The sequence below is a fragment of the Priestia sp. BR_2 genome (assembly GCF_041954005.1).
GTDB classification, from domain to species: Bacteria; Bacillota; Bacilli; order Paenibacillales; family Paenibacillaceae; genus Paenibacillus_AQ; species Paenibacillus_AQ lautus_A.
The window spans coordinates 70,643-96,886 of record NZ_JAVFHM010000166.1; the positions used below are offsets into that span (position 1 = coordinate 70,643).

32 protein-coding genes are annotated in these 26,244 nt (G+C 52.3%); 2 read left to right on the plus strand and 30 right to left on the minus strand.

Annotation, left to right across the window (positions count from 1 at the left end; all coding sequences use genetic code 11):
- Positions 1-34: 34 nt before the first annotated feature.
- The 28 genes from ahrC to RB298_RS07930 all read right to left on the minus strand — a co-directional run bounded on the left by ahrC (position 35) and on the right by RB298_RS07930 (position 22,048).
- Positions 35-484, minus strand: a complete 450-nt coding sequence (gene ahrC, locus RB298_RS07795; RefSeq protein ID WP_015734462.1) for a transcriptional regulator AhrC/ArgR — start codon at positions 482-484, stop codon at positions 35-37.
- A gap of 17 nt (positions 485-501) precedes the next feature.
- Entirely contained in the window at positions 502-993 is a 492-nt protein-coding gene (locus tag RB298_RS07800; RefSeq protein ID WP_015734461.1) for a hypothetical protein, read from the minus strand.
- 68 nt (positions 994-1,061) lie between these two features.
- Complete coding sequence (locus tag RB298_RS07805; RefSeq protein ID WP_375120938.1) at positions 1,062-1,934, minus strand: TlyA family RNA methyltransferase; 873 nt, start codon at positions 1,932-1,934, stop codon at positions 1,062-1,064.
- 19 nt (positions 1,935-1,953) lie between these two features.
- Entirely contained in the window at positions 1,954-3,861 is a 1,908-nt protein-coding gene (gene dxs / locus RB298_RS07810; RefSeq protein WP_192572497.1) for a 1-deoxy-D-xylulose-5-phosphate synthase, read from the minus strand.
- Between the two features lie 108 nt (positions 3,862-3,969).
- Complete coding sequence (locus RB298_RS07815) at positions 3,970-4,845, minus strand: polyprenyl synthetase family protein (RefSeq protein WP_374705875.1); 876 nt, start codon at positions 4,843-4,845, stop codon at positions 3,970-3,972.
- 22 nt (positions 4,846-4,867) lie between these two features.
- Complete coding sequence (gene xseB / locus RB298_RS07820) at positions 4,868-5,128, minus strand: exodeoxyribonuclease VII small subunit (protein ID WP_009591232.1); 261 nt, start codon at positions 5,126-5,128, stop codon at positions 4,868-4,870.
- A complete protein-coding gene (gene xseA / locus RB298_RS07825) occupies positions 5,118-6,488 on the minus strand; it encodes an exodeoxyribonuclease VII large subunit (RefSeq protein ID WP_015734457.1) in 1,371 nt (456 codons plus the stop codon). Before xseA ends, xseB begins: the two co-directional genes overlap by 11 nt.
- Before the next feature lies 1 nt (position 6,489).
- Positions 6,490-7,350, minus strand: coding sequence for a bifunctional methylenetetrahydrofolate dehydrogenase/methenyltetrahydrofolate cyclohydrolase FolD (folD, locus tag RB298_RS07830; RefSeq protein ID WP_015734456.1), 861 nt, complete (start codon positions 7,348-7,350; stop codon positions 6,490-6,492).
- A 66-nt stretch (positions 7,351-7,416) separates the two neighbouring features.
- Positions 7,417-7,875: a transcription antitermination factor NusB gene (nusB, locus tag RB298_RS07835; protein WP_096773233.1), complete on the minus strand. Its 459-nt coding sequence runs from the start codon at positions 7,873-7,875 to the stop codon at positions 7,417-7,419.
- 175 nt (positions 7,876-8,050) lie between these two features.
- Complete coding sequence (locus RB298_RS07840) at positions 8,051-8,284, minus strand: DUF2273 domain-containing protein (RefSeq protein ID WP_009591264.1); 234 nt, start codon at positions 8,282-8,284, stop codon at positions 8,051-8,053.
- Positions 8,285-8,299: 15 nt separating this feature from the next.
- Positions 8,300-8,839, minus strand: a complete 540-nt coding sequence (gene amaP, locus RB298_RS07845) for an alkaline shock response membrane anchor protein AmaP (RefSeq protein ID WP_009591270.1) — start codon at positions 8,837-8,839, stop codon at positions 8,300-8,302.
- A gap of 70 nt (positions 8,840-8,909) precedes the next feature.
- Positions 8,910-9,323 carry an Asp23/Gls24 family envelope stress response protein gene (locus RB298_RS07850; RefSeq protein ID WP_009591235.1) on the minus strand — a complete coding sequence of 138 codons (414 nt, stop codon included), beginning with the start codon at positions 9,321-9,323 and terminating at the stop codon, positions 8,910-8,912.
- 118 nt (positions 9,324-9,441) lie between these two features.
- Positions 9,442-10,785: an acetyl-CoA carboxylase biotin carboxylase subunit gene (accC, locus tag RB298_RS07855; protein WP_015734455.1), complete on the minus strand. Its 1,344-nt coding sequence runs from the start codon at positions 10,783-10,785 to the stop codon at positions 9,442-9,444.
- 54 nt (positions 10,786-10,839) lie between these two features.
- Positions 10,840-11,343, minus strand: coding sequence for an acetyl-CoA carboxylase biotin carboxyl carrier protein (gene accB / locus RB298_RS07860; RefSeq protein ID WP_009591273.1), 504 nt, complete (start codon positions 11,341-11,343; stop codon positions 10,840-10,842).
- A gap of 169 nt (positions 11,344-11,512) precedes the next feature.
- Positions 11,513-12,376 (minus strand): SpoIIIAH-like family protein, encoded by an 864-nt coding sequence (locus RB298_RS07865; RefSeq protein ID WP_486046676.1) that lies wholly within the window; start codon positions 12,374-12,376, stop codon positions 11,513-11,515.
- 69 nt (positions 12,377-12,445) lie between these two features.
- Positions 12,446-13,087 (minus strand): stage III sporulation protein AG, encoded by a 642-nt coding sequence (gene spoIIIAG, locus RB298_RS07870; protein WP_176502370.1) that lies wholly within the window; start codon positions 13,085-13,087, stop codon positions 12,446-12,448.
- A 14-nt stretch (positions 13,088-13,101) separates the two neighbouring features.
- Complete coding sequence (spoIIIAF, locus tag RB298_RS07875) at positions 13,102-13,821, minus strand: stage III sporulation protein AF (RefSeq protein WP_277748541.1); 720 nt, start codon at positions 13,819-13,821, stop codon at positions 13,102-13,104.
- Positions 13,822-13,862: 41 nt separating this feature from the next.
- A complete protein-coding gene (spoIIIAE, locus tag RB298_RS07880; RefSeq protein ID WP_375120940.1) occupies positions 13,863-15,071 on the minus strand; it encodes a stage III sporulation protein AE in 1,209 nt (402 codons plus the stop codon).
- Between the two features lie 15 nt (positions 15,072-15,086).
- Complete coding sequence (spoIIIAD, locus tag RB298_RS07885; protein ID WP_009591272.1) at positions 15,087-15,476, minus strand: stage III sporulation protein AD; 390 nt, start codon at positions 15,474-15,476, stop codon at positions 15,087-15,089.
- A 10-nt stretch (positions 15,477-15,486) separates the two neighbouring features.
- Positions 15,487-15,690: a stage III sporulation protein AC gene (spoIIIAC, locus tag RB298_RS07890; protein ID WP_007129715.1), complete on the minus strand. Its 204-nt coding sequence runs from the start codon at positions 15,688-15,690 to the stop codon at positions 15,487-15,489.
- Positions 15,691-15,706: 16 nt separating this feature from the next.
- On the minus strand, positions 15,707-16,225 hold the full coding sequence (gene spoIIIAB, locus RB298_RS07895; protein WP_096773228.1) for a stage III sporulation protein SpoIIIAB: 519 nt from the start codon (positions 16,223-16,225) through the stop codon (positions 15,707-15,709).
- Entirely contained in the window at positions 16,218-17,216 is a 999-nt protein-coding gene (gene spoIIIAA / locus RB298_RS07900; protein ID WP_036665743.1) for a stage III sporulation protein AA, read from the minus strand. The genes spoIIIAB and spoIIIAA overlap by 8 nt, the downstream gene beginning before the upstream one ends.
- 98 nt (positions 17,217-17,314) lie before the next feature.
- Positions 17,315-17,581, minus strand: coding sequence for a YqhV family protein (locus tag RB298_RS07905; RefSeq protein ID WP_486046680.1), 267 nt, complete (start codon positions 17,579-17,581; stop codon positions 17,315-17,317).
- A gap of 194 nt (positions 17,582-17,775) precedes the next feature.
- Positions 17,776-19,029 carry an aspartate kinase gene (locus RB298_RS07910; protein WP_015734447.1) on the minus strand — a complete coding sequence of 418 codons (1,254 nt, stop codon included), beginning with the start codon at positions 19,027-19,029 and terminating at the stop codon, positions 17,776-17,778.
- A 239-nt stretch (positions 19,030-19,268) separates the two neighbouring features.
- Positions 19,269-19,826 (minus strand): elongation factor P, encoded by a 558-nt coding sequence (gene efp / locus RB298_RS07915; RefSeq protein ID WP_009591242.1) that lies wholly within the window; start codon positions 19,824-19,826, stop codon positions 19,269-19,271.
- A gap of 90 nt (positions 19,827-19,916) precedes the next feature.
- A complete protein-coding gene (locus RB298_RS07920) occupies positions 19,917-20,987 on the minus strand; it encodes a M24 family metallopeptidase (protein WP_486046683.1) in 1,071 nt (356 codons plus the stop codon).
- A 39-nt stretch (positions 20,988-21,026) separates the two neighbouring features.
- On the minus strand, positions 21,027-21,473 hold the full coding sequence (aroQ, locus tag RB298_RS07925) for a type II 3-dehydroquinate dehydratase (protein WP_009591244.1): 447 nt from the start codon (positions 21,471-21,473) through the stop codon (positions 21,027-21,029).
- A gap of 77 nt (positions 21,474-21,550) precedes the next feature.
- Positions 21,551-22,048, minus strand: coding sequence for a YqhR family membrane protein (locus tag RB298_RS07930; protein ID WP_009591249.1), 498 nt, complete (start codon positions 22,046-22,048; stop codon positions 21,551-21,553).
- Between the two features lie 167 nt (positions 22,049-22,215).
- Here RB298_RS07930 and RB298_RS07935 point away from each other — a divergent pair, with 167 nt between their 5' ends.
- The gene (locus RB298_RS07935) at positions 22,216-23,208 is read left to right on the plus strand and encodes a DUF1385 domain-containing protein (protein ID WP_009591233.1); all 993 of its coding nucleotides are present in this window, start codon (positions 22,216-22,218) and stop codon (positions 23,206-23,208) included.
- A 6-nt stretch (positions 23,209-23,214) separates the two neighbouring features.
- Positions 23,215-23,550 carry a hypothetical protein gene (locus tag RB298_RS07940; RefSeq protein WP_009591231.1) on the plus strand — a complete coding sequence of 112 codons (336 nt, stop codon included), beginning with the start codon at positions 23,215-23,217 and terminating at the stop codon, positions 23,548-23,550.
- 49 nt (positions 23,551-23,599) lie between these two features.
- On the opposite strand, the gene RB298_RS07945 is transcribed toward RB298_RS07940, so the two are convergent.
- Together RB298_RS07945 and RB298_RS07950 are read right to left on the minus strand one after the other, a co-directional pair.
- Complete coding sequence (locus RB298_RS07945; protein WP_015734444.1) at positions 23,600-24,523, minus strand: patatin-like phospholipase family protein; 924 nt, start codon at positions 24,521-24,523, stop codon at positions 23,600-23,602.
- 79 nt (positions 24,524-24,602) lie between these two features.
- Positions 24,603-26,159 (minus strand): family 10 glycosylhydrolase, encoded by a 1,557-nt coding sequence (locus tag RB298_RS07950; protein ID WP_096773223.1) that lies wholly within the window; start codon positions 26,157-26,159, stop codon positions 24,603-24,605.
- Positions 26,160-26,244 lie beyond the last annotated feature (85 nt).

A 26,244-nucleotide genomic window follows, 5' to 3' on the forward strand; every position in this document is an offset into this window, starting at 1 on the left:
GCTAAAAAAATGATCGATATGTCACTACACCTGATTAGGAAATGAAATTTTTGATTTGGGACACCACATGTTCACCGTCTGCTTCCGTACGGCAAATCAGCAAGATCGTGTCATCCCCGCAGATGGTCCCCATGATCTGTGACCATTCCATGTTATCGAGCAGCACGGCAACCGAGTTGGCTGTTCCGGGCAAGCATTTCATGACCACAAGATTGCCGGTTCGGTCAATGTAAACAAAATTGTCGACGAGCGCTCTTTTGAGCTTCTGAACAGGGTTGTACCGCTGATCTGTCGGCATGGAGTATTTATATCGCCCGTCATCCGTAGGCACTTTTATGAGCAGCAATTCTTTAATATCCCGTGATATCGTAGCCTGAGTAACCTGAAAGCCTTCCGCGCGCAATGCGTCCACAAGCTCATCCTGCGTTTCAATATCCTGGTGGGTAATGATATCCCTGATTTTAATATGTCGTTGTCCCTTCATAAAGAGCCTCCTGAGTATTAACTGTTGTATTCATCATGACCAATCCATTCTTCGTCCGTCCAATCCATGCTTAAACGGTTAATGGTCCCCTCATTCACGTCGATGTAGAGGAGGCCCGCACACTCGGGATACAGCAGCAAAAACGGCATCAACCGATCGCGAATGCCGGAGCCTGTCCAATCCACCGGCATTCGTTCCCGCGCCAGCTTCACCATGTACAGTTCGCCGCTGTCGTCGGATGCAACGTAATCTATAAACAACCGACTTAAGATGGGCTTATGTCCCGTTTCAAACGACAAGTTTATTTTTACTTTACCCCCAACCACATCATATCCTTCTTGTTCAAGCATCCCAATGACTGGGTGATCTGGAATGTGCTCATTGATCGGGATGCCCGGCAGCCGGTCCGGTGATGGTGACATCAGCCAACGATTCAGCCTATAGCCGATAAGCAAGGCAATGACGACACCAAGCAATATCATTAATAACCAATCATAACGCTCATTCATCCTCTCACCTCGAATTTTGTATTCGCGGATGAGAACATAAATTCCTCTTTTTCAGCAAAAGAAACCCATCATTTCGATGAGTTTCCTGTGAATGTATGAGCCGCTTGCGTGACGACGGTGTCAATCCATTGACTCAATGGGACAGAAGTTTGTCCATCTTCCTGAGTCGGTTCTTCCGAGCTTTCAGATGCCTCCGGCTCTAATCGCCAGTGGGCCAGGAATTCAATATTTCCTTCCCCTCCCGTTATCGGAGAGAACGTAAGGTTTTTCAGCTTGAATCCAAGGCCGTCCGCAAAAGTCAGCACCTGCGTTAAAACGTCCTTATGGACCTTCGGATCCCGAACCACCCCGGATTTACCGACCTTCTCCCGCCCCGCCTCGAATTGAGGTTTGATCAGGGCCGCTACATCTCCCGGTTTACCCAGCAGCATCTTCAGAGGCGGCAGTATAATGCGAAGCGATATAAACGAAACATCTATGCTCGCAAAATCAGGCAGAGGACCGTTCAGGTCCTCCGGCGTCATATAGCGAAAATTCGTTCGCTCCATGACGCATACGCGTTCATCGTTACGCAGCGACCAATCCAGCTGGTTATAACCAACGTCGATCGCGTACACATAACTGGCCCCATGCTGGAGCGCGCAATCCGTAAAACCGCCTGTCGATGATCCGATATCCAGCATCGTGCGTCCCTTCATGTCGAGGCCGAACGTACGAATCGCTTTCTCCAGCTTTAGTCCGCCTCGGCTGACATAAGGATGAACCGAGCCCTTGACTTTCAATTCGGACGTCCTCGGAATTTTCATGCCGGCTTTCTCGATCCGTTCGGTTCCGGCATAGACCAGACCCGCCATAATCGCGGCTTTTGCTTTTTCGCGACTCTCATAATAACCCTGCTCCACGAGCAGGACATCAATTCGTTCCTTCTGAGATGAATCCATATTATACTCCCGATCGTTACTAAGACATAAAACTTCTTTTGCCGAGTACGGCGGTCCGAGCATTCTTCAGGCTCCGGATTTCCTGGCAAACCCCTTCCAGCGTGAGACCTACTTCCTCCCGCTGCTGCGGAATGCTTCCATGCTCGATGAACCGGTCTTCGATCCCCATCAAGGATACGACCGCATCATGGATTCCCTGCTCTGCAAAATATTCCAGAACTGCGCTCCCCAAACTGCCTGCTTGCGAGGTTTCCTCCAGAACCAGCATCGACGTTCCCGTCTTCGCCATATTCCCCAGCATATCTCCGTCAAGCGGTTTAAGGAAACGGGCATTCACGACTTCTACCGCAATGCCTTCCCGTTTGAGCTGCTCCGCCGCTTCTTCGGCCAGCTGAACCATCGGACCCGAAGCCAGGATGGCATACCCTTCGCCGGGACGGACGACTTCCCAGGTTCCGATTGGAATGGGCACCAGCTCAGTGTCCATCGGAACGCCGCGTACATTGTTCCGAGGGTAACGGTAAGCAATCGGTCCTTCATTATAATCAAGCGCCGTCTTCATCATGTGACGAAGCTCATTCTCGTCTTTTGGCATCATGATGACGATATTCGGGATATGACGCATGAAGGCCACATCGTATACCCCTTGATGCGTTTCGCCGTCTGCACCGACAAAGCCGGCACGGTCAATCGCAAACATCACGTTGGCGTTATGGCGGCAAATATCATGCACGATTTGGTCGTACGCACGCTGCATGAACGTGGAATAGACCGCGAACACGGGTTTCATGCCTTCCATGGCCAGAGCCGCGCACAGCGTTGCCGCGTGCTGCTCGGCAATCCCGACATCGATCATGCGGTCCGGAAATTTCTTGCTGAACGGGATCAGGCCCGAGCCGCCCGGCATCGCCGGCGTAACGGCGACGATGCGTTTATCCTGTTCCCCCAGCTCGACCAAAGTCTGTCCGAACACTTCCGTGTACATCGGATTGCCTACTGCCTTAAGCACTTGGCCGGATTCAATCTTATAAGGGGTGATTCCGTGCCATTTATGCGAATCCGATTCGGCTGGACGATATCCCTTGCCCTTGGTAGTTACGGCATGGATCAGCACGGGACCATCCACATTGTCCGCCTGCTTCAATGTATCGATCAGTTTGTTCAGATCATGTCCGTCCACAGGCCCGAGATACGTAAAACCAAGTTCCTCGAATAAAACACCCGGAACCATCATATATTTAAGGCTGTCCTTCATCTTCTCTGCCGTTTTCGCGAGTTTGCCGCCGATGGCAGGGATTTTCTTCAAGACCATCTCCACTTCGTCTTTGGCACGAAGATAAAAACGGTCCGAACGGATCTTGCTTAAGTAGTTATGCATAGCACCGACATTCGGTGCGATCGACATTTCATTGTCATTCAGGATGACCATGAGCTTCTTCTGCTCGTGGCCGATATGGTTTAGCGCTTCAAACGCCATGCCGCCTGTAAGGGCTCCGTCCCCGATCATGGCGATAACCCGATTGTCTTCGCCTTTCAGATCCCGGGCCATGGCCATGCCCATTGCGGCAGACAGCGAGGTGCTGCTGTGACCGGCTTCCCAGACATCATGCTCGCTCTCGGACCGCTTGACGAAGCCGCACAAGCCTTTGTATTTGCGGAGCGTATCGAATTTATCCATCCGTCCGGTCAAGATCTTGTGTACATAGGCTTGATGGCCCACATCGAAAATCATCTTGTCACGAGGGCTGTCAAAGCAATAGTGCAAGGCCAGCGTGAGTTCAACCACTCCCAGATTCGGTGCAAGATGGCCACCGGTAACGGACAGCTTTTCGATTAGAAAATGACGGATTTGTCCCGCTAAATCCTCGAGTTCGTCCACCGATAGATTTTTAAGTTGTTCTGGTTGTTTGATATTTGGAAGAAGCACGAAGAATCTCCCCGCTTTCCTTGATTAAGTTTACGTTACTAAGCCGATAGTAATTCAGCCATTAACAGACATTATATCACAAAAAAACCGTTTGCATGTAGCGCGCGCTTAGTGGTCCCGGGCCATCAAGAAATCCGCGATCTCCAGCAGCCTTGTAGGGTCGGCGAAGTTCCCTTCGGAAATGACCCGCTTGGCTTCTGCCGTCAGTCGCTCGACTTCATGCCTCGATGCGTCCAAACCGATGAAGTACGGATAGGTCACCTTTTCCTGCTTCACATCGCTTTGTACCGGCTTCCCGAGCTTGGACTCATCTCCGACGAGATCCAGGATATCATCTTGAATCTGAAAAGCAAGGCCGATATGATGCCCGAAGGTACGCAAGGATTCGATCTGGGAGTCGGAGCACCCGGCAACATGGCCGCCCGCCATCAGCGAGAACATGATTAGATCACTGGTCTTGTGCAGGTGAATATACTCAAGCTGCTCTAACGTCGTGATCCCTTGCTCCCCCTCCATGTCGGCCACCTGACCGCCTACCATCCCCCGCGGACCTGCATACTCCGCAAGATCCTCCACGATCGACAGCACGCGCTCTGCTGGAACCCCATGCTTTCGGGCAGCCTGGACGACGCTGTAAAAAGCATGCGTGAGCAAGGCATCCCCAGCCAAAATGGCGCTGGCCTCGCCAAACACCTTATGATTCGTCGGCTTGCCGCGGCGGTAATCATCATCGTCCATCGCCGGCAGATCATCGTGGATAAGGGAATATGTATGGACCATTTCCACCGCGCAGGCAACCGGAACGGCTGCTTCACGGCTGCCGCCGCCCGCCTCGCATGCCGCAATGACAAGCAGCGGACGCATTCGCTTGCCGCCTGCCATTAAAGAATACGACATGGACCGCGAAAGGGTTTCAGGAACTTTCCAGCCTGACGGAAAAAGATTCGTGAACTCGCTGTCCAGCCTGTCACAAATTTCATTCATATATTGATGGATCGTAAGTCTGTTATTCACCCAGTTCACCTGTCTCATCCAGCGTCCCGCCGAATGGCTTCCGCTTCAATTCTCCGCCTTCTTCCACGATCATTTCGATTTTCTGCTCGACCTGCTCCAGCTTTTTGCTGCACATCTGCGACAGCTTCATGCCCTGTTGAAATAAATCGATGGCTTTTTCAAGCGGCACATCTCCGTCTTCCAGCTGCTCAACTATCGTCTCCAGCTGAGCCATCGCTTCTTCGAAGCTGATCTCCAGTGTTTCATTCGCCAATCTCTTCATCCTCCTTCATTCCCCACACTTGACATTGCAGCTGTCCATCGTTGACCCTTACGTTCACCAAATCACCTAATTGCACGTCTTCTATCGATTTGACAAGCTTTTGCTCTTTCTCGTCATACACGAGACTGTATCCTCTCGACATGATCTTCAACGGGCTGAGCGCATCGAGATGACGCATCTCGGTTTGCAGCTGCGACATCTTGGACTTCATGATCGACTGCATCGCATTCATTAACTGCCGGTTGGCCTGCTCTTTCCTTTTGGCGGCGAACTCCGCTTGAGTCCGCGGATTATATCGGATCAGGCCCTGGTGCAGCGATTTTTGATGCTGGCGGACCAGGGAAAGCCTGGATTTCAGGTGGCCCTGCAGCCGCTGGGACAGCATGTCCAGCCGTTCGGCATGCTGAAGCATATACCGGCGGGGATGTACCAGGACCGGGGATCGCTGAAGCGATATCAAACGTTCCCGGCTCCGCTGAAGGCGCTGCTGCAGCCCCTGATTCAGCTGGCGCTGTCTTTGGGCAAGCTGCCCTCTCAGTTCTGCGCTGCTCGGAACCGCAAGTTCCGCTGCGGCCGTTGGCGTGGCGGCTCGAAGATCCGCGACAAAATCGGCGATCGTAAAATCCGTTTCGTGCCCGACGGCTGAAACGATTGGAATATGGGATTGATAAATGGCCCTTGCAACGATCTCTTCATTAAACGCCCAGAGTTCTTCCAGTGATCCGCCTCCGCGCCCAACGATTAGCACATCAGCCTCTGCCATGTCGTTCATCGTCCGAATGGCCTTGACGATCGAAGGCGCAGCCCCTTTGCCTTGAACCAGCACCGGATACAAAATGGCGTTCGCCTGAGGATAGCGCCTCCGGATCGTAATCATGATATCCCGCACGGCAGCCCCCGTTGGCGACGTGATCACGCCGATCGTCTTGGGATAGCGCGGCAGCGGCCGCTTGCGATCGGCGGCAAACAAGCCCTCTTCCTCCAGCTTCGACTTCAGCTGTTCATAAGCGAGGTACAAGCTGCCGATGCCGTCCGGCTGCATTTGGACGGCATAGAATTGGTACTGACCATCCCGTTCATACACCGACACATTGCCCCGCGCTATGACGCGCGACCCTTCCTTGGGGATAAAAGGCAGCCTCTGGTTATGAGTCGCAAACATGATCGCACGGATCCGGCTGCCTTCGTCCTTTAAGGTAAAGTACATATGTCCGCTGGAATGATGGGTAAAATTCGATATCTCGCCACGGATCCATACGTCGGATAGCCTGGAGTCGCCTTCCATCTTCATGCGAATATATCGGTTTAAATCCTTAACGGATAATACTCGTCCTGGATCGGCCGTCTTCATGTCAGGCCAGCCCATTCAGCCTTTTGGCGGCTATCAGTGTATTCTGCATGAGCATCGTGATGGTCATCGGTCCCACGCCTCCGGGAACCGGAGTAATCGGGCCGGACACTGCCTTCACGCTCTCAAAGTCAACGTCCCCGGCAAGCTTCCCGTTCTCCAGGCGGTTCATGCCGACATCGATAACGACGGCACCGGGTTTCACGTAGCTGGCATCAATCATGTTCGCTCGGCCGATCGCCACGACCAGGATGTCCGCTTGACGCGCGATTTCCGCCATATTCCCCGTTTTGGAGTGGCACATCGTAACGGTCGCGTTCTCGCGCTGAAGAAGAAGAGATACCGGTTTGCCGACGATATTGGATCTCCCGATCACGACCGCATGTTTGCCTGCAATCTCAATGCCTGTCCGCTTGATCATTTCGATCACGCCGGCCGGCGTGCATGGCAGGAGACTGTCATCGCCTATTACGAGGTTACCCACATTAACCGGGTGGAAACCATCCACGTCCTTCTCCACCGCAATCGCATCGATGACGGCCTTTTCCTCGATGTGTTTAGGCAAAGGTAGCTGGACCAGGATCCCATGGATGGATTCCTGGGCATTGAGCTTGTCCACAAGCGCGAGCACTTCGTTCTGGCTGGAATCCGCGGGCAGACGATGCACCTCGGAATAAAAGCCCAGATCGTGGCACGCTTTCTCCTTGTTGCGAACGTAGACATGCGAAGCCGGATCATCTCCTACAAGTACAACAGCCAAACCAGGACGTACATTCTGCTTGGACAATTGTTCTACTTCTAACGCAATCCCCTTGCGAATTTCTTCCGAAATCTGTTTTCCGCTAATAATCGTTGCTTCTGTCATCCTGATCTCTCCTCCATTATGATTGAATCATTACGTTTCAAGCTGGGCATGAACATGCGTGCAGATTTAGGACTGACGCAGCTTCACCTTGACTTGATCCAGCTCTTGAATCATCCGGCCCAGTACGCCGTTGACGAACTTGCCCGATTCCTCGGTTCCGAAATGCTTGGACAGTTCGATCGCTTCGTTAACCGCCACTTTCCCGGGCACGTCATCGCGATAAGTCAGCTCGTACACGGCCAGTCGCAGGATTTGACGATCCACGCGGGAAAGACGGCTTACCTGCCAGCCTTTCAAATAATGAGCGAGGAGATCGTCAATCGAATCCTTGGATTCCCATGTTCCGTTGACCAGCTGCAGCACATATTCCTTCATTTGAACCTCGTCGCCAATGACCCGCTCGGTCTCATTCTCTTCGGCCGCTTCGGAGAGCAGCATCGACACGGCTTCCATGCTGTCGACTTCGTTCATCTCCATCTGGTAAAGGCTCTGAACGACAATCTCTCTAGCTACACGTCTTTTCATTATGTTCCTCCTGTGGACCCTGCCGAATCCATTTTTCTAATTAGTATGATCCATTTGCCGTCAAGACTTGACAACAATTAAACGCCAAAAAAAAACCTGTGAATATCTCTCTCCGCAAAAAAGGCGCACTACACCTGTCCTCAGCATTTTTTCCGGAGAAAGCATATCACAGGGTTCATTTAAACGGCCGCCAGCGCTCGGAAAGCCAACGTCCCCATTCCTGAAAGTGGAAGATGGAGCCCTGGTTCAGATCCTTGCGCTTGCCAAATATATAGCCGATAAATACCACTAATGCAAAGAACAGCATATCCCAAAAACCGGATAATAAATAAATCAGTCCGCACACAAGCCCGCCGGCCACCCCGGCAATTCTTCCTCTGTGACTCTCCCATATTTCTTTCCAAGGCATTTGGGAAGCTCACCTCTATTCCACGCGGCTCTTGAAGCTTGGTGCCTGAACCACGTTAGCAATATATACGGATACGGATGATACGGGTATTCCTGTTGTATCTTCAACGAAGTCGTGCACCTGCTTCTGCACTTCGGTAGTCAGCGTAGGAATGGATTCCTCGCCATCAACCACGGCGCGAATCGCAATATCAAGACCCGACTGGGATACCTTGATCCGCGATTTCAGATCCTTCACTCCGCGGACGCGAGAAGCCGCCTTCAAGCAGAGATTCTCGATCGTCTCCACGGAGATTTGGATATCGCCGAATTCCGTTCGCTGATCGATGGAGTTCAGGTTCGAGCGATCGCGCCTGACGGAGATGTAGAAAAAACGGATGCTCAGCAAAAACAAAACCGCAGCTACGATAATTCCAGCCCAGAAAAGGCGTTGCTCCTGAACATTCGTTAATTCGTAAGGAACAGCGCCACTCAACAGGAGGATGGCAACTACGGATATAACACCGATACTTAAGCTGTAGATAAACAGCAAAAGTCTGTCCATGATTTTGGCCACGATTCAGCACAGCCTCCTTAAATTAGATTAAACCCTCGACATCGCTGCCCAGGGCTAGCCTGAAACTATTCTATTTGACGCGTTGAGCCAAATCCAATTCTTCCGTCTTCTCCACGGATTTCATGAAATGGACGTCATGAATATGTACATTGACTTCAATCACCGTAAGCCCTGTCATATTCTCAATCGAACGTTTCACGTTGCGCTGGATTTCCCCGGCAACTTCCGGAAGACGATGGCCATATTCCACGATGACGGATACGTCAACGGCAGCTTCCCGTTGTCCGACTTCCACTTTAACGCCCTTGGATAAATTCTTGCGTCCGAGCAGCTCCGCAATGCCGCCTGCAAAGCCTCCGCTCATCCCCGCAACACCGCGTACCTCGACCGTAGCGAGTCCGGCGATGACTTCAATTACTTCCGGTGCAATCTGAATCTCACCGATATCTGTACGTTCAAATTCTGTAGGCAAAGTTTCCGCCATTGTCTCAACACACCTTTCAGAATAAGTTAGCGGATGCACCCGAACTGCATAACGCATGCGCTCTTATTACTCATACTATACCATTTGGCCAAGTTTATGACAAACTTGGCCAAAGGTTTTAAATCTCATTTTCTTCCAAAAACTTAATATCGAAGTCGCCCTTCAAGAAGGTAGGATGCTTCAGCAGTTTCTGATGGAACGGGATGGTCGAATAGATCCCTTCAATCTCGAATTCAGCCAAAGCGCGTTTCATCTTCGCGATCGCTTCATCGCGGGTCGGCGCCCATACAATGAGCTTGGCAATCATCGAATCGTAATAAGGCGAAATCGTGTACCCGGGATATGCCGCGCTGTCCACCCGCACGCCAGGACCGCCCGGAGGCAAATAGAATTGAATGGTACCCGGTGCAGGCATGAAGCCCTTGTCCGGATTCTCGGCATTGATCCGGCACTCGATAGACCAGCCGTTAATGACGACATCCTCTTGACTGAAGGAAAGCGTGTTGCCTTCAGCAACGGAGATCATTTCCTGAATCAGGTCCACGCCGGTTACCATCTCCGTTACCGGATGCTCCACCTGAATCCGCGTGTTCATCTCCATGAAGTAGAACTGTCCGTCCTGGCCCAGCAAAAATTCAAGCGTGCCGGCACCGGAGTAGTTTACCGCTTTTGCCGCGCGAACGGCGGCTTCACCCATTCGGCTGCGTACCTCTTCACTTAGCACCGGACAAGGAGCTTCTTCAACCAGCTTCTGTCTCCGGCGCTGCACGGAACAGTCACGCTCCCCGAGATGCACGGCGTTGCCGTGTTTATCGGCGATAATCTGAATCTCCACGTGCTTCATGCCGGTGAGATATTTTTCAAGATACACGCCAGCATTGCCGAAAGCCTTCTGGGCTTCCTGCTGCGCGTTCGTAATCTGTTTGATCAGCGATTCCTCATCCTCGGCGATTCGAATCCCCTTACCTCCGCCGCCTGCGGTCGCTTTGATAATGACCGGGTAACCGATGTCGCGTGCGAGCATGACGGCCTCGTCCAGATCCTCGACCAATCCGTCGGACCCGGGAATAACCGGAACCCCCGCATCCTTCATCGTTTGCTTCGCCACCGCCTTGTCGCCCATGCGGTTGATCGCGTCGGCGGAAGGACCGATAAAGGTAATGTTGCAGGATTCACAGATCTCCGCGAAATCCGCGTTCTCGGCCAAAAAGCCGTAACCGGGGTGAATCGCGTCACACTCGGTCAGCGTAGCCACGCTCATGATATTCGTGAAATTCAAATAGCTGTCTTTCGATAATGTAGGGCCGATGCAATAGGCCTCGTCCGCCAAGCGAACATGCAGAGATTCCCGGTCCGGCTCCGAGTATACGGCAACGGTTGCGATGCCAAGCTCCCGGCAAGCCCGGATGATACGGACGGCTATCTCTCCGCGGTTCGCGATAAGCACTTTTTGAAATGTCATGCAGTAACCTCCTTCGGACTCATACGACTCTCGTTCTTGGCGAGTCCCTCCATATTACTCCGGCTTCACCAGGAACAGAGGCTGCCCGAATTCTACAAGCTGACCGTTCTGCGCGAGAACCTCAACGATTTCGCCCTTGATCTCTGCTTCCAGTTCATTCATCAGCTTCATGGCCTCAATGATGCAGACCGTCGATTTCTCCGTCACCTTGTCCCCCGGGCTTACAAACGGTCCAGCCTCAGGCGATGGGGAACGGTAGAAGGTTCCTACCATCGGTGATACGATTTTATGTAATGAGCTGTTGCTATCCTCCGCTGAATCCTGCTGAGGTGCCGCTGCAGGAGCTTGATTCCCCGTATTCGGCTGTACGATCTGCGGTGCCATCACTTGCTGAGCCGGTATGTACGCTTGCGGCGCGGCCTGATAGTTGTTAACGACCTCGGCTGCATTGGGTTTCTTAATGGATAAGCGTGTACCTTCGCTCTCAATCTCCAGTTCATGCACGGAAGTTTGATCCACCAGCTTAATAAGTTCCTTAATTTCGTTTAATTTAAACATGATCGACGTTCACTCCTTCACTTTCTTGGAAGCCCTTGCTTAGGACAGTCAGTCAATAGCTTAGAGTATTATATCACAATCGAGCGAAATAGAAAGAGCCCAAGGCAATCCTTAGACTCTTTCGGGTTTATCGTATATCCGTGGTTTATGTTGAAATCTGCGGACAAGCTTATGGCGCAACATATTGGACGGTTACTTTATCAGGCGAAACCTTCAATTCCTTCATCACAAGACTGACGATGTCCGCCGCGCCTTTGGCATCGAGTTTCTCGCTCAGAACGACCACATTATATTTCTCGCTCTCTTCCTTTACTACGGCGTTTCCGAATTGCTGCTGCAGGGTTTCCTCGATGCTGAGAATGACTTCCTCTTTCGCTTCCGCCGCTTTCAGCTGCTGGGTAGCTTGCGCTGTTTCTTCCGGTTTATTTTCATGGTTGTCGATTTTTGTCATTAATTCATCGTATAATTTATTATTTTTTTGTGCGCGGTCCAGTTTATAGGAATCCAGCTGTGCGATTGCAGACGTTGCGTTCGCTGCCACTTCCTCCAGCACTTCTTTATCCGATTTTTTGCCGCTCGTGCTGCTGGTGTCCTTGGAAATCTCTGCTTCGTCCTTGCCGGTGCTGCTGGCGTCTTTGGATTTATCGGCTCCGTCCGTGGATTCCTTCACTTCCGGTTCTTGCGGCTTATCCGCTTCTCCGGCCGCTTTCCCTTGGTCATCCTGCTCACCTTGCGTTGCCTCTGCAGGATCCTCCGTGCCGGTTACGCCCGTATCCGTCGTTCCGGTCCCTTGCTCGTTGGCTCCGGAATCTCCGTCCGTGCCTTCTTCGAGAACTTCGTTCACAACCAGCTCGTCGCCTGCGGTTCCATTGGCTTCCTGTCCTGCGCCGGGCTTCTGACCGTCCACCTGCGTGCTCTCGGCAACCGGCGGCGCTTTCGTTCCCGAATCGTCCGTGAACAAGTAGTAGGCGGACAGGATGACCATTAAACTAAGCATGGATACTAACCATATGGTTTGTCTTTTGTTATTCATTTGAACTTTTCCTCCTTTAATTGAAAACCTGTGGCACGAATGATCGGATCATCCGCAGGACTTCGTTTATTACTGTTTGCGAGGGACAACGGATATGCGATAAGATGGAACGTTCAGACCCCGCTGGATCGCATCCACGATCAAGCTCTTTACGACTTCATTCTCGGCCCCCTTGGCTACGACGAGCACGCCGCGGACCTGAGGTTTGATCTTCTTGGTGACGATCGGCGTCTCTTCGCCCGAAGAGTCATAGGTGACGATCTGGCCGTCGCGCTGGTAACTCGTGACATGGCGTTTCCCCCCGTTGGCATCGGTTTCTTCCGTGAGTTCCTGCGTATCCTTCATATTTCGCTGCACCACCAGTTCTTCCGTAGATTCCACGGTCACCATGACATCCACGGACCCGACGCCAACGATCTGTTCCAGCATGGTCTTGGTGCGCATTTCGAAATCCTGCTCGATGCTTTCGAATTCACCGCCGCCGCTGCTGCTCGCAGCTCCCTGGGTTGTTGAGACCGCGGCGGTGTCCGGCGGCGGTTCGCGGCCGATATTCTCATGATCCAGCTTCTTGACATTGACGAAGGAGTTGAACAGCATGATCGCGACGCCGATCAGGCCAAGAATGATCAGCCACCTGAAGGTCTGCATCTTCCTAGCACCGCCGGCTCCTCCGCCAAGCCACTGCTCCAACCGCTTCAACCAATTTCCCATCATCCTCACCTCCGCTACAGCTTGTTATCCTGATCCTGCCCCGGTGCATATATCGTGATCAGCTCCGGCTCCAAATCCCACCGGCGGCTAATGTAGTCCCGAACCGGTTCTGCTCTGGCTTCCTGAGCTTTGCTGACTGCCTCTGCGTTTTCTTTTACTGCCGCCTTCCCATCCTTCTCCTCTGCCATGGAATCCACGTTCACCTGAACGGAATCCACCGGCGTTACGCCGATGGGACTTCTATCGTCTTCCCCTACTTCTGCATCCGCCGGCTCATCCCCAGCCAGCCTTACGTCAACGGAGCGTATCGCAGCGCCGGCATACTCCTTGCCCTGCCCGGCAACCGCGGCCAGCACCACCTTGACCTCTTGAACGGCTTCCCCCGTTTCCGCCGCGATCTCTTCTTTCATCACCTTGGCTAATTCATTGCCAGCCCATTGCAGGCTTTGACTCTGCTGCGTATCCTTGAGCTTTTCAGCCTGGGCCATGATATGCTCCAGCTGAATTTCCTCCGGCAGCCCCTTCTCCTGCCGCTCCAGTTCCATCGCCAGCTGGTTCTCCGGCGGATCCGTAATTAATGTAATGATGGGACTGAGCAGCGTGAGCAGTATCAACAAGCTCAGGACTAGCCTGGCGTAGCGTTCAAGCGCCTTCCCGGGCAGGATCAAATCAACGAAGGCCGCAAAGAGAACCACCATGATGACGCTTTTCAGCCAATCTCCAAGCCAGTCCATTCGTCATCCCTCCTAAGCTTTGGCGCCGCGTATCATCTGCCTCACCTCATCATGACGGTGATGTTGGCAGCCGTGAGCAGTATCGTTATGGCGAGAAAGAACATCAAGCTCACCGCGGCCAAGGCCGCGAAAACGTACAGCATCGTCTTACCGATCGTCTGGAGGCAGGTGCCGATCGGGGTATCGCCGAGCGGCTGCATGACGGCCGCCGCGACGTTATATATCAAGGCAAGCGTCAAGATCTTGATCGCAGGAAATGCGCAAAGGAACAAAATGATGATGACTCCCGCCAGCCCGATGGAGTTCTTAACTAGCAGCGAAGCCGAGATTACGGTATCCGTCGCATCTGCGAACATCTTGCCGACTACCGGAACGAAATTGCCGGTTACGTATTTGGCTGCCCGGATGGTTACGCCATCCGTAACCGAGCTGGTCAGCCCTTGAACGGAGATAACTCCCAGGAACACGGTAAGCAGCACACCCAGGACGCCCATCGAGATCCCGCGCAGCAGATTCCCAAGCTGGGTCAGCTTGTACTTTTCGGATAAGGAGCTAACCAGATGCAGCAGAGCCGAGAAGAATAGAAGCGGGAACACAATCGTGCTGATCAGCGTGCCTACCGTATGTACCATGAATATGACCAGCGGATGGGCCACCGAGACGGTGACGACATTGCCCATCGAGGCCATCAGCGCAAAGAGCAAAGGAAGCATGGCCATCATGAAATCGATCATTTGGGTGATGGCGTCCCGCGCATATCCGATCGCGATGCTGAAGCTGTTGACCGCGATGACCAGGACAACCATGTAACAGATCGTATAGGCTACCCGGCTCACTGTGCTTTTTTCGAAGGCCGTCTGCAGGTTCTCTAGAATCAAGCTCATAATGCTCAGCATGACGATGGTCGCCAGCAGCTTGCCGTTATAGAGCACCTCGTGCCACAGATATTTTCCGATACCGGACATAACCCCTTTGAAGCTCAGCCCGTCGCCGCCCGGCAGCAGCATATCCATCAGGGAGGGCGTCCTGCCATCCGGGAAGAACCCGCCGTAATCCTTCATGAGCCGGTCCCAGTATTTCTCGACCTGATCCGTTGGCAGCTGCTGCGTCTGCTGCTCGACCCATTCATCGGCCGGATTGGCGGCTGCGGTCGCACCGATCGTCCCGCTGAACCATCCGGACAGCAACAGCATCGGGATGAGTAGGCAAAACACGGCCAAGCCTCTTCGAAGTGTTGCTCCTGTCACCATGTCCCCCACCTTTTTTCAAGCCGGGAGGAGCTTCAGGACCGTCTCGATGATGATCCCGATAATCGGTACAGCGAGCACCAATATGAGCACTTTTCCCGCCAATTCTATTTTGGATGCGATCGATTCCTGTCCGGCATCTCGAACGATCTGTGCCCCCATCTCCGCGATATAGGCAATTCCGATGATTTTCAGAACCGTCTTCAGATAGATGATCTGAACGCCGGAATTCTCGGCCAGATCTTCCAGCATGGATATGACATTACCGATCTTTCCGATCAGGAACAGGAAGATGAGGAGCGATGTCGCCACGGCGAGAAGAAAGGCAAAGAGCGGTTTCTGTTCCTTGACAATCAAGATCAGCACGGTAGCGATGATGCCGAGTCCTACCACCTGGATAATTTCCATAAATGTCCACCTACTGGAATAGAAAAATACTTTTTATTTCCTTCAGCAAATCGTCTAGCAGCCTTACGACCATAAACAATACAACCACGAACCCGATGAGGGTCACCCAATGCGCCATATCCTCTTTCCCCATCTGTTTCAGGACGGTATGAATCATGGCAATGATGATGCCAATACCGGCAATCTGGAAGATCGCGTTCACTTCAATGTTCATTTCCCTTGGCACCTCGCTAAAAGATCAATATGACGATCAATGCTCCAATGAGCAGTCCCAGACTCTTGCTCATTTTTTCATATTTGACCTGGTCATCCCTTGCCGCTGCTTCTTCATGCTTGAGCTGTCCCACGGCCAGAGCGATATGTTTGATCTGGTCCTGTCTGTCACTGGTGCCAAGTACGCCGCTTAGCTGTTCCAACACCTCACGCTCGGCACTTTTCATCGAGGTTCGTCTCCAATATTCGCCAAGCGCCTTGCGGATGCTGTCTTGTGCGGATAACCCGTAATCGGGTCTCATGTAAAGCGCTGCGGTGGCCAACAAAGATTTGAGCGGTTCACGAAGGGAAACGCCGATTCGCTCCAGCGCGTCGGGCAGCGGCGTAAAGCCGTAGCTGATTTCCGTCTCCAGCCGTTGAAGCGCGAGAATAAGTTCTCGCAGCTGTCTGGGTCTTGCTGCGAATTGCTGGGCTTGGTAGAATCCGGCTAAGGTTCCTGCACCCAGCACGAGCACGGCCCCGACCAGTTTAAGCATAGGCATCACCTCCCGGCTGGCCGCTGATAGCCGTCTGAAGCGTTCGCTGGCCTCCGTCATACAGCTTGTATGATCGGTGGTCGCCCGCTCGGCTAAGAACCGCATACATTTCAAACATCCGGTTCTCCAGAAGTCCCGAGAGGGCGGGCCGGCCCCGCATGTCCTGAACGGATGAGCCATGCGCCGTTGCAATCACGCTGATGCCGGCATGCAAAGCCTCAATCACCGCTTCCGCATCCTCCGGCCGGCCGATCTCGTCCACAATGAGCACGTCCGGAGACATCGAACGGATCATCATCATCATCCCTTCGGCTTTAGGACAGCCATCCATTACGTCCGTGCGAGGGCCGACATCGAATCCGGGTACGCCGCGCAAACAACCCGCGATCTCGGAACGCTCGTCGATGATGCCCACCTTCATTCCCGGCCAATGCACGGACGAGTTTCCCCACTTGCCGTAGCTGATCTGTCTAGCGAGGTCTCTGAGCAGCGTCGTTTTGCCTTGCTGGGGCGGAGATAAGATCAGCGAGTGCATCACCCTTTTCCGTTTCCGGTCAAGCAGATGAGGAAGGATGTCGTCCGCCGCTCCCTGTATTTCCTTGGCTATCCGGACATTAAATCCGCTGATATCCCGGATGTGCTCCACCCTGCCGCCGCTCAGCACCGTCCGGCCCGTAAGCCCGACCCGATGGCCCCCTGGTATGGTGATAAACCCCTTTCGCAGCTCTTCTTCCATGGTGTAGAGGGAATGATTGCTGATAAGGTCCAGCAGCCTATGGGTATCTTCACGCGTCGGCTTATATGCTTCTTCAGGCCGCAAGGTGAGTCCGCCTCGCCTGTCCAGGAAATGATGCTTGCCCGCCGAATTGATCTCCAGCGGACGCTCTTCCCGGATCCGTACCTCCTCCACATGTTCGAGAAGCTCTTTCGATAGGTTCAGCAGCATGCGTTTTACGGTTTCGGGAAACAGGTCTAACCAATTCAATGTCATATCAATTTCCCCCAGGTTGTCCTTTGTGATCATCTTCTAATAAGAGAACTTCATATCCCATGTGTATGCTTGTACCTGAAAAATATGCAGCGAATCTATCATTTTTTTAAAACCCCGTATAAGAGACAGGAGACGCCGCACAATATCCAGCCGATCTTCCCCCATGACAATTTATCTGCCATTCCCACCAGACCGATCGCTGTGGTCAAAATCAAAATGAGCGGACCCGTAAACGCCAATGCCGAATTCACGGCAAGCGCTTTATCGACTTGGTTCAGGCGCAGCATGATGATGGCCGCGACGATCTCAAGGCTGCCCGAGAAAATCCGAAGCGTTGCCATACTTGCGACAAACTTGTCCAGCATGCGATATATCCTCCCTCTTCCTTCTTCCTTCTTCACATGTGTGATGATTAAAAATATGCGGGGCCCTCTCGTTTTATCTCTATTTTTTCAATTTCATAGAAAGGAACTTCGAATCTTTCGGACAGCACAAAAAATCCCGGTCATAAATGACCGGGATTAACTCTATTAATATCGATGATGGCGGTTGAATCCTGTTATCGGCGAACCTGCGGTCCGCCTACGGAAGCCTGTTGATCCGTATCCAGTCCGTACGCGGTATGAAGCGCCTGCACGACCCCTTCGAGATTGCTTCCCTCGATGACGCAGGATACTTTGATCTCGGACGTGCTGACCATTTTGATGCTAACCCCCTGCCGGGAGATCACGTCAAACATTTGTGCCGCCACGCCGGGATGGCTGACCATGCCCGCGCCGACAATCGATACTTTCACAAGATGGTCTTCCGAGGTAACGTCGCGATACGGCAGCTTGCCGCGAATGTGTTCGATCACGGACAACGCACGCTCCCGATCCGCCAGGGACACCGTAAAGGAAAAGTCCGCTTCGCCGTTCTGAACGCCGCTCTGCACGATGATATCAACGTCGATCGATTCTTTTGCAAGCTCTCCGAACACTTGGGCCAGAACGCCCGGCGTATCGGCTACGCCCAGAATACTGATTCTCGCTACATTCTTGTCGAATGCAATTCCGCTGACAACCACACCTTGTTCCATGCTTGTTTCCTCCTTAACAACCGTACCCTCGTTATGATTAAAGCTGGATCTGACGACAAGCTTGACTTGATTATGCTTCGCATACTCGACCGCACGCGGGTGAAGAACAGCCGCGCCAAGATTGGCAAGCTCGAGCATCTCGTCATAGGAAATCTCCTTCAGTTTCCGCGCGCATTTGACTACCCGCGGATCCGTGGAGTATATCCCGTCCACATCCGTATATATTTCACATACATCCGCTTGAATGGCAGCCGCAAGAGCTACCGCGGTGGTATCTGAGCCCCCGCGTCCAAGCGTTGTAATCTCTCCGTCTTCGGACATGCCCTGGAATCCCGCGACAATGACGACATTTCCTTCGCCAAGCGCTTTGTGCACGCGCTCAGGCTTTATATCTGTAATGCGGGCTTTACCATGGACGGCTTCCGTGCGGAATCCCGCCTGCCAGCCGGTCAAGGACACTGCCTTGCGTCCAAGACCGTGAATCGCCATGGATAGCAGCGAGATGGATATCTGCTCCCCCGTGGTCATCAGCATATCCATTTCCCGTGCCGGTGGATTCTCGTTTAACAGCTTTGCCTGGTCAATCAAATCGTCCGTCGTATCCCCCATGGCAGACACCACGACCACACATTGATGGCCTTCATCTTGTTTCTCTACAATTCTTCTGGCAACGCGCTTCATGCGTTCTGTATCCCCTACAGAGCTGCCTCCGAATTTCATGACGTACAGTGACAATGCTTCTTTCACTCCCCACTAATATCGGTATGTAACAGTGCTCAGGTGGTTTCTCACTTTAAAACAGTATAATACGAAAGTGAGTCACCCCGTCAAGGCTTTTCAAGGCAAAAAGAAAACAGACTTAGGACACCGAGCCCGCTTATTGCAAAAAACTCCCGTACATTCGTACAGGAGTCGCGTTGGTTTAGAAGATATTGGCACCCCGTCCATCGTTGAAGGGTCCCGCTTATTGCATGTTATGCCCGGGAAATGTATTTACCTTCGCGTGTATCGATCAGAAGCACATCGTCTTCGTTAATGAACAGCGGTACTTGTACATTGAGGCCGGTTTCCACTTTGGCGTTCTTCGTAGCGCCGGTAGCCGTGTTGCCTTTGATGCCCGGCTCGGTCTCAACGACCTTCAGCTCGACGCTGTTAGGCAGGTTGATCCCGAGGATCTCGCCTTGGTAGCTGATAATGTTAACGTTCATGTTCTCTCTCAGAAAGTTAAGCTCCCATTCCAGCTGCTCGCTGGTCAAGCTGAACTGGTCGTAAGTTTCGTTGTCCATGAAAACATGCTCTTGACCGCTGGCATAGAGATACTGAACGCCACGGTTGTCGATGATGGCGCGGCCAATCGTTTCGCCTGCACGGAACGTCTTCTCCACGGTGTTGCCGTTGCGAAGGTTTTTCAATTTGGAACGTACGAAAGCGGCGCCTTTACCCGGCTTAACATGCTGGAAATCCAATACGGTGAAAATATCGCCATCTACTTCTACGGTCAAACCTGTTTTAAAATCGTTAACTGAAATCACTAAGATTCCCTCCTATGGATGCGGTCTATTTAATATAGTACACAATTTTCTTAAAGCATAAGCTCAACAAGGCTGCTTTTTGAACCCTTTTTACAGTACGGTGTAATCTTTGGACGAGCTTGTCAGTATGCGAATGCCCGTTTCCGTGATGACGATATCATCTTCGATGCGGACACCGCCAAGACCAGGCAGGTAAATGCCCGGCTCCACCGTTACGACCATGCCGGGCTGCAGCACGTCATCGCTCAGCTTGGACAGCCGCGGCGATTCATGAACTTCCATGCCCAATCCGTGCCCCGTGCTGTGGCCGAAATATTCCCCGTATCCGTAACGCGAAATAATATCGCGAGCCAAAGCGTCTGCTTCGCGTCCCGTCATGCCTGGTTTAATATGATCCAGTGCGTGAAGCTGCGCTTCAAGCACGATATCATAGATCTCCTTCAGCTTCGGATCAGGACTGCCGAGCGCCACGGTTCTCGTGAGATCGGAGCAGTACCCGTCCAGCAGCGCGCCGAAATCAAACGTAACGAATTCGTTCCCTTGAATGACCCGATCGCTGGCTACGCCGTGAGGAAGCGCCGAACGCTCGCCGGAAGCAACGATCGTGTCGAAGGAAGACGCGGTTGCGCCATGCTTGCGCATGAACATTTCCATCTCGAGATCGATTTCCCGTTCCGTTTTGCCGGCAGCCAGAATCGTCAGGACATGGCTGAACGTCTGATCAGCCAAATCCGCTGCCCGCTGCATAATGCTCAACTCTTCGGCATCCTTGAATATACGCAAATCTTCTACAAGGCCCGAAACCGGCACCAGGCTGATGGGCGCGAGCTGTTCCGAATATGCGGAAAACACGCCGTATGTAACATGGTCCTGTTCGAATCCGAGCGATGCGATGCCTTCGGAAGACAACAGATCCTTGACCGTCTCCATCACCTTCGGCCCGTGCTCGACCACTTTAAAACCGACGGCTTGCTGCGGTGCTTGCGTCATATAGCGGAAATCCGTCAACAGATAGGCCTCATCGCGTGTGATCAACACGTATCCGGCTGAACCGGTAAAGCCCGTTAAATATCTGCGGTTGATCGGGCTTGCAACCAGCATAGCCGTCAAACCTTTGGCTTGAAGCTGTTCGCGCAGTTTAACCACTCGTTTGTTACTCATTCTAACCACTCTCCTCTCACCCTTATCCCGAAATAGGAGCTACCCTTCTTGCTCGACCAGGACTTGCAGTAGAGCCGACAAGCCCAATGTGTAGCTCGCCGCGCCAAAACCCGCGATTTGTCCGACAGCCACAGGCGCTATGACGGAGGTATGACGAAATTCCTCTCTGGCGTGAATGTTCGAGAGATGAACCTCCACTGTCGGAATGCGGGCAGAACTGATGGCATCACGCACAGCGTAGCTGTAGTGAGTCAGTGCTCCCGGATTAAGAAGTATGCCGTCAGCCTGTCCGATCGCTTCATGAATACGGTCAATGATAGCACCCTCATGATTAGACTGAAAGAAGGTAATACCGATACCGGCGAGATCCGCCTGTTTACGCAAATTATCTTCGATCGCCTGCAGGCTGAGCGAACCATAAATGCCCGGTTCCCGGAAGCCGAGCAGGTTTAAGTTCGGTCCGTTTATCACCCATATGGATTTCATAGGGCTTCCCACCTTTTCGTCAAATAACCAAAAGCTATTTTACCATAGGCGGCATCGGGTTGAGAAGTTTTTCTTGGCTAACCCGTCAGCTTCTTCGGTTCACGCAGTTTCTCGTCGGTGAATTCCTGCGCAATCGTATAACCGATAAAGAGGCCCCATAATATAAAAATACAAACCTCCGAAATGTTTGTATCCCAGGACAGCTTCTTCACTGGGTCCGTCAGCCGTAGCCAGGGATTGAGCGCAACAAACAGCACCGCCCACCACACGATTCCGTAAGCAATCCCGGGCCATGGGCCCTTCAGCTTCCTGAACAGGGCAACATAAATGAGGGAAGCGATGACGGAAAAGGCGATGAAGGACAGCCACCCGGCGATTTGCCCGGCTGTGGTCTTGAGGAATTCATGTTTGAAGAATGGCTCCAACAAAAAACCGGGCACGACCTTCGTGAATCTCAACCAGTAAAAGATCCAAAGCACGCCCCCCCAGATCAGGCCGGCATAATAGCCCAGCTCCAGGGCAAACGTAAACGGATTGGTTATCTGGTTCTGCTTACGAAATTGATGTTCATGCATGGATTGATTCTCCTCTTCTTCGGTTATCGAAAAGCCCCGCTGTTTCTCCATTTCATCTCTGAAAGTAGTATGCACCGCTTCCCCTGCCCTAATCCAACTAGAAATTACTTTCAAAATTCGATACAATAGTTCATAGAACGAATAACATGTCAGGGAGGGTGAACTGGTTGTCCGATAAGTCAACCCCGATCAGCTATGGAGGCCAAGCTGTAATCGAAGGCGTTATGTTCGGCGGCAAGCATGTGAATGTGACGGCCGTGCGGCGTAAAAATAATGAAATCAAGTTTCTCGAGGTGCCTCGCGAAGACAAGGCATGGGTTCGGAAGCTGCGGAAGATCCCGCTTCTTCGCGGCATCGTCAGTCTCATAGATTCTACTATCAAAGGCTCCAAACATTTGAATTACTCTGCCGATGCTTATGCTGACGATACGCTGGAGCCCGAAGAACGCGAGAAGCAGAAAGAGAAAGAAGACTCCGGCTGGAGTTTAAGCATGATTATCGGTGTGGCCGCCGTCAGCGTGCTTTCCTTTGTTTTCGGCAAGCTGCTGTTTACACTCGTTCCTGTTTTTGTAGAGGATTTCTTTTTTGGCGATACATTTGATCACTATATCGTGCATAACCTGATTGAAGGCGTTATTAAATTAATACTGCTTCTCGTGTATTTATGGGCGATCTCCCAAACACCGGTCATAAAAAGGCTCTTTCAGTACCACGGCGCCGAACACAAAGTCATCAGCGCATTCGAAGCCGGCGAAGAGTTGACGGTGAAGAACGTTCAGAAATATACGCGGCTGCATTATCGCTGCGGCAGCAGCTTTATGATGCTGACCATTGTGCTCGGCGTTGTTGTCTACTCGGTGGTGCCATGGGATACCATGACGCAGCGGGTCATTCAAAGAATTGCGCTTCTTCCGGTCGTGCTTGGCGTTTCCTTTGAATTCCTGAAATTGACAAATGCCATGCGGGACCTGCCGGTACTCCGTTTCCTCGGATATCCCGGTCTGTGGCTGCAGCTTCTGACGACGAAGGAACCTACTGATGATCAAGTTGAAGTATCCATCGCATCCTTTAACAGAATGCGTGAGTTAGATGCTCAATACGAGAATGTTACAGTTCACCAATCTGTGACAGGAAGTGTGCTGGATCCCGCGAAAGGGTGATAATCCATGAGAAGGCATGCGATCATTTTTTGGACGGCGATTACGTTGGCCGCCATAGGGCTACTGGTATTCCTGTTAGACCCTGGATCAAGAATGAGAATATTGATTCCTCTAATTATTGTTGCTGTCGTGTATGTGCTTTACAAGTTCCCGCCACGCCGTTTTAACAAACGTCCCAAGGTGAAGCCTTCCAAGCGGACGGCCGCGAAACTGGCGGCGGCTAAGAACAGCACCGTACGCAAAAGCAACCCAACGGCTAAACGTAAACAGTATCCGTTTCAAGTGATCGATGGGCACAAAGGAAAATCCGACCCATCCGATGATGTTCCTAAATACCATTAACCGGAAAAACCGCCCGCCCGCGCATGCATATGCCGGGTGGACGGTTTTTTTAATGTTCGGCATTCCAGCGGGTGAAAAACATCGTGCCGGCCGTCAGACCGGAATTGTATAAATTCTCGCTTTCCTCTTTGGTCAGATTAAAATGGGTGGTGCCGATGCCGAGCGTCGGAATTTTGATCGTGCGATTTCGGTTTTGCTGCTCGATATAACGTTCATCGTGTGCGGAGAGCATCGTCTCGAACATGGCGGTTAACATCCCGATCGGGCCTTCGATCAGATGAGGCAGGTTGCTGTTCTTCCCGACCATCTGAAAGCCCAGCACCGGCAGGGGCTTAGGCCCACCCTTCGATTCGCGATCAAAGAGCCATAAGGGGAAGTTGCTGAGCAGTCCCCCATCCACGATATAAACAAATTGCTCGCCGAACGATTTGCCTTTTGCGGCCCTGCCCAACAAACGCAGGATGACGGGGTCAAAAAAATAGGGGATGCTGCAGCTCATGCGCACAGCCTTGGCTACCGGAAAGGTGGCAGGATTGATCCCGTATTGGCGGAGATCATCCGGAAGCACCAGCAGCCTGCCATTGGTGATGTCCGATGCCACGATATAAAGCTTCCCTGCCGGGATGTCCGAGAAGGTAAATATCCCTTTGGCCAGCAGGATTTCCCTTATCCAATTCTCCAGGGCTTCTCCGGAATAGAGCCCTTTCTTAATCAAGACCCGCAAGGCAGGACCGATAAACTTTGTATTAAAAATGGGTGCCCTCTGGAGAAACGAATGAAAGGGCGTTTCCTCGATAATGCGCTTGATTTCGTCAGCACGGTAACCAGCTGCCAGCACGGATGCCACGATGGAGCCCGAGGACGTTCCGGCAACGCGGCTGAATACCATGCCGGCATTCTCCGCCGCCTTGACAGCCCCGGCAAGCGAGATGCCCTTGACCCCCCCGCCTTCAAAAACCGCATTGATCTGCATATAAAAATCCCCCGCCTCACATGGTCTAATGACTATGTATGAGCGCGGGGGATGTTTCATACCTATAGGACGTGCAGATTTATCTATAATATGATTGCAATTGATCTTTAATGCCTAACGGATTGCTTAAAATATTCTCTGCTCTAAAGAAAATGCTGCCTTTCACTTCGGCATGGTTTTGATTGTACTTCAATTGATTGATGATTTCCGATGCGCTCTGCCAGCCGATTTCGCTGGTTCCCAGTTTGTAGGGGGCATGGCCGATCAGAAGATCTACGCCGGTTCCTTGTACTTCGCCGGCCCACCAGTCCACCAGCTTATCATAGTCGGCTGCCGGGTTACTCATGCTCCAGTAGATCTGCGGTGCAACGTAATCGATCCAGCCGTTCTGGATCCAGGTCCGCACATCGGCATACATGCTGTCATACGCCGTTACACCGGCCTTCGTATCCGATCCCGTCTTATCCACGGACTGGTTACGCCATACGCCGAAAGGGCTGATTCCGTATTCGACGTCCGGTTTCACGCGATGAATGCTCTCTCCGAGCGATTGGACAAAGGCATTGATATTTCCGCGGCGCCAATCCGCCAGATTGGCGTAGGCCCCATTATTGAACTCGCGGTATGCCGCGTCATCGTTAAAGACCGTATTGGACGGATAGAAGTAGTCGTCCAGATGGATGCCGTCAATATCGTATCCGTTAACGACCTCCATGATCGTATCGATGATATGCTGCCTGGCTTCTGGAATCCCAGGGTTGATGTACAGCTGCTTGCCTGTATTCACGATCCAATCCGGATGGCTTAGCGCAACATGGGACGGATGGAGCGATGCCGTCAAAATATCGGTGTTCGCCCGGAATGGATTAAACCAAGCGTGAAATTCCATATTCCGTTTGTGCGTTTCCTCTACCATGAAAGCAACCGGGTCGTAACCCGGATCGGCACCTTGAATGCCCGTCAACACCTTCGACCACGGTACCATGGTGGAAGGATACAATGCATCACCGGCCGGACGTACCTGCACGTACACGGTATTGATGCCGACATCCTGGAGCGAATCCAGCAAGGCGATGTAAGAGGCTTGCTGCTGTTCCGCGCTGGTCTTCGTTTTCGGCCAGTCCAGATTGAACACGGTGGATATCCAGGCCCCTCTGACTTCATCCCCGGTTGATACCGGCGGAGGAACGACGACCGAGCCCGTGGACAGCGAGATGCGCTGTGCCGCCTGATTCCACTCCACTTGAACGCCCAGATTCTCGCTGATGAAACGCAGCGGAACCATGACCCGGCCGTTCTTGATTTCAACGGAAGCATCCAGTGCTACCGATGATCCATTCACGAGGGCGGTTTTTTTGCCGGATGTCAATTGCAGGCTCGAACCGTCCTTTCCGATTGTTACCGTCTTCGACTTCTGATTCCAAGCGACCGAAGCGCCAAGTCCTTCACTGATGATCCGCGTAGGAACCATGGTTACGTTAACCTTCGGCAATATGTAAGGAGATACGTCACTGTTCAGGTTTACACCGTCCAGCTGAATGCTGATACGAGCCGCCTTCGCTTGCGCGGTTGGGACCACCGACGGGAGACACAATAACAGCATGATCAGCACCAACAACCATCTACGAAGCTTCATTTCTATTAATCCTCCGAAAATATGAAATTTGCAGGTAATCTAACCTATTACTATAACCATGTAAATATGACGGTTCAGTTTAAAA

What these genes read in the sequence shown, in the direction of transcription:
- ahrC (WP_015734462.1), bottom strand. Translation starts at nt 484, where the DNA reads ATGAAGGGACAACGACATATTAAAATCAGGGATATCATTACCCACCAG.
- RB298_RS07800 (WP_015734461.1), bottom strand. Translation starts at nt 993, where the DNA reads ATGAATGAGCGTTATGATTGGTTATTAATGATATTGCTTGGTGTCGTC.
- RB298_RS07805 (WP_375120938.1), bottom strand. Translation starts at nt 1,934, where the DNA reads ATGGATTCATCTCAGAAGGAACGAATTGATGTCCTGCTCGTGGAGCAG.
- RB298_RS07815 (WP_374705875.1), bottom strand. Translation starts at nt 4,845, where the DNA reads ATGAATGAAATTTGTGACAGGCTGGACAGCGAGTTCACGAATCTTTTT.
- xseA (WP_015734457.1), bottom strand. Translation starts at nt 6,488, where the DNA reads ATGAAGACGGCCGATCCAGGACGAGTATTATCCGTTAAGGATTTAAAC.
- folD (WP_015734456.1), bottom strand. Translation starts at nt 7,350, where the DNA reads ATGACAGAAGCAACGATTATTAGCGGAAAACAGATTTCGGAAGAAATT.
- nusB (WP_096773233.1), bottom strand. Translation starts at nt 7,875, where the DNA reads ATGAAAAGACGTGTAGCTAGAGAGATTGTCGTTCAGAGCCTTTACCAG.
- RB298_RS07840 (WP_009591264.1), bottom strand. Translation starts at nt 8,284, where the DNA reads ATGCCTTGGAAAGAAATATGGGAGAGTCACAGAGGAAGAATTGCCGGG.
- RB298_RS07850 (WP_009591235.1), bottom strand. Translation starts at nt 9,323, where the DNA reads ATGGCGGAAACTTTGCCTACAGAATTTGAACGTACAGATATCGGTGAG.
- accC (WP_015734455.1), bottom strand. Translation starts at nt 10,785, where the DNA reads ATGACATTTCAAAAAGTGCTTATCGCGAACCGCGGAGAGATAGCCGTC.
- accB (WP_009591273.1), bottom strand. Translation starts at nt 11,343, where the DNA reads ATGTTTAAATTAAACGAAATTAAGGAACTTATTAAGCTGGTGGATCAA.
- RB298_RS07865 (WP_486046676.1), bottom strand. Translation starts at nt 12,376, where the DNA reads ATGAATAACAAAAGACAAACCATATGGTTAGTATCCATGCTTAGTTTA.
- spoIIIAG (WP_176502370.1), bottom strand. Translation starts at nt 13,087, where the DNA reads ATGGGAAATTGGTTGAAGCGGTTGGAGCAGTGGCTTGGCGGAGGAGCC.
- spoIIIAF (WP_277748541.1), bottom strand. Translation starts at nt 13,821, where the DNA reads ATGGACTGGCTTGGAGATTGGCTGAAAAGCGTCATCATGGTGGTTCTC.
- spoIIIAE (WP_375120940.1), bottom strand. Translation starts at nt 15,071, where the DNA reads ATGGTGACAGGAGCAACACTTCGAAGAGGCTTGGCCGTGTTTTGCCTA.
- spoIIIAD (WP_009591272.1), bottom strand. Translation starts at nt 15,476, where the DNA reads ATGGAAATTATCCAGGTGGTAGGACTCGGCATCATCGCTACCGTGCTG.
- spoIIIAC (WP_007129715.1), bottom strand. Translation starts at nt 15,690, where the DNA reads ATGAACATTGAAGTGAACGCGATCTTCCAGATTGCCGGTATTGGCATC.
- spoIIIAB (WP_096773228.1), bottom strand. Translation starts at nt 16,225, where the DNA reads ATGCTTAAACTGGTCGGGGCCGTGCTCGTGCTGGGTGCAGGAACCTTA.
- spoIIIAA (WP_036665743.1), bottom strand. Translation starts at nt 17,216, where the DNA reads ATGACATTGAATTGGTTAGACCTGTTTCCCGAAACCGTAAAACGCATG.
- RB298_RS07905 (WP_486046680.1), bottom strand. Translation starts at nt 17,581, where the DNA reads ATGCTGGACAAGTTTGTCGCAAGTATGGCAACGCTTCGGATTTTCTCG.
- RB298_RS07920 (WP_486046683.1), bottom strand. Translation starts at nt 20,987, where the DNA reads ATGAGTAACAAACGAGTGGTTAAACTGCGCGAACAGCTTCAAGCCAAA.
- aroQ (WP_009591244.1), bottom strand. Translation starts at nt 21,473, where the DNA reads ATGAAATCCATATGGGTGATAAACGGACCGAACTTAAACCTGCTCGGC.
- RB298_RS07930 (WP_009591249.1), bottom strand. Translation starts at nt 22,048, where the DNA reads ATGCATGAACATCAATTTCGTAAGCAGAACCAGATAACCAATCCGTTT.
- RB298_RS07940 (WP_009591231.1), top strand. Translation starts at nt 23,215, where the DNA reads ATGAGAAGGCATGCGATCATTTTTTGGACGGCGATTACGTTGGCCGCC.
- RB298_RS07945 (WP_015734444.1), bottom strand. Translation starts at nt 24,523, where the DNA reads ATGCAGATCAATGCGGTTTTTGAAGGCGGGGGGGTCAAGGGCATCTCG.
- RB298_RS07950 (WP_096773223.1), bottom strand. Translation starts at nt 26,159, where the DNA reads ATGAAGCTTCGTAGATGGTTGTTGGTGCTGATCATGCTGTTATTGTGT.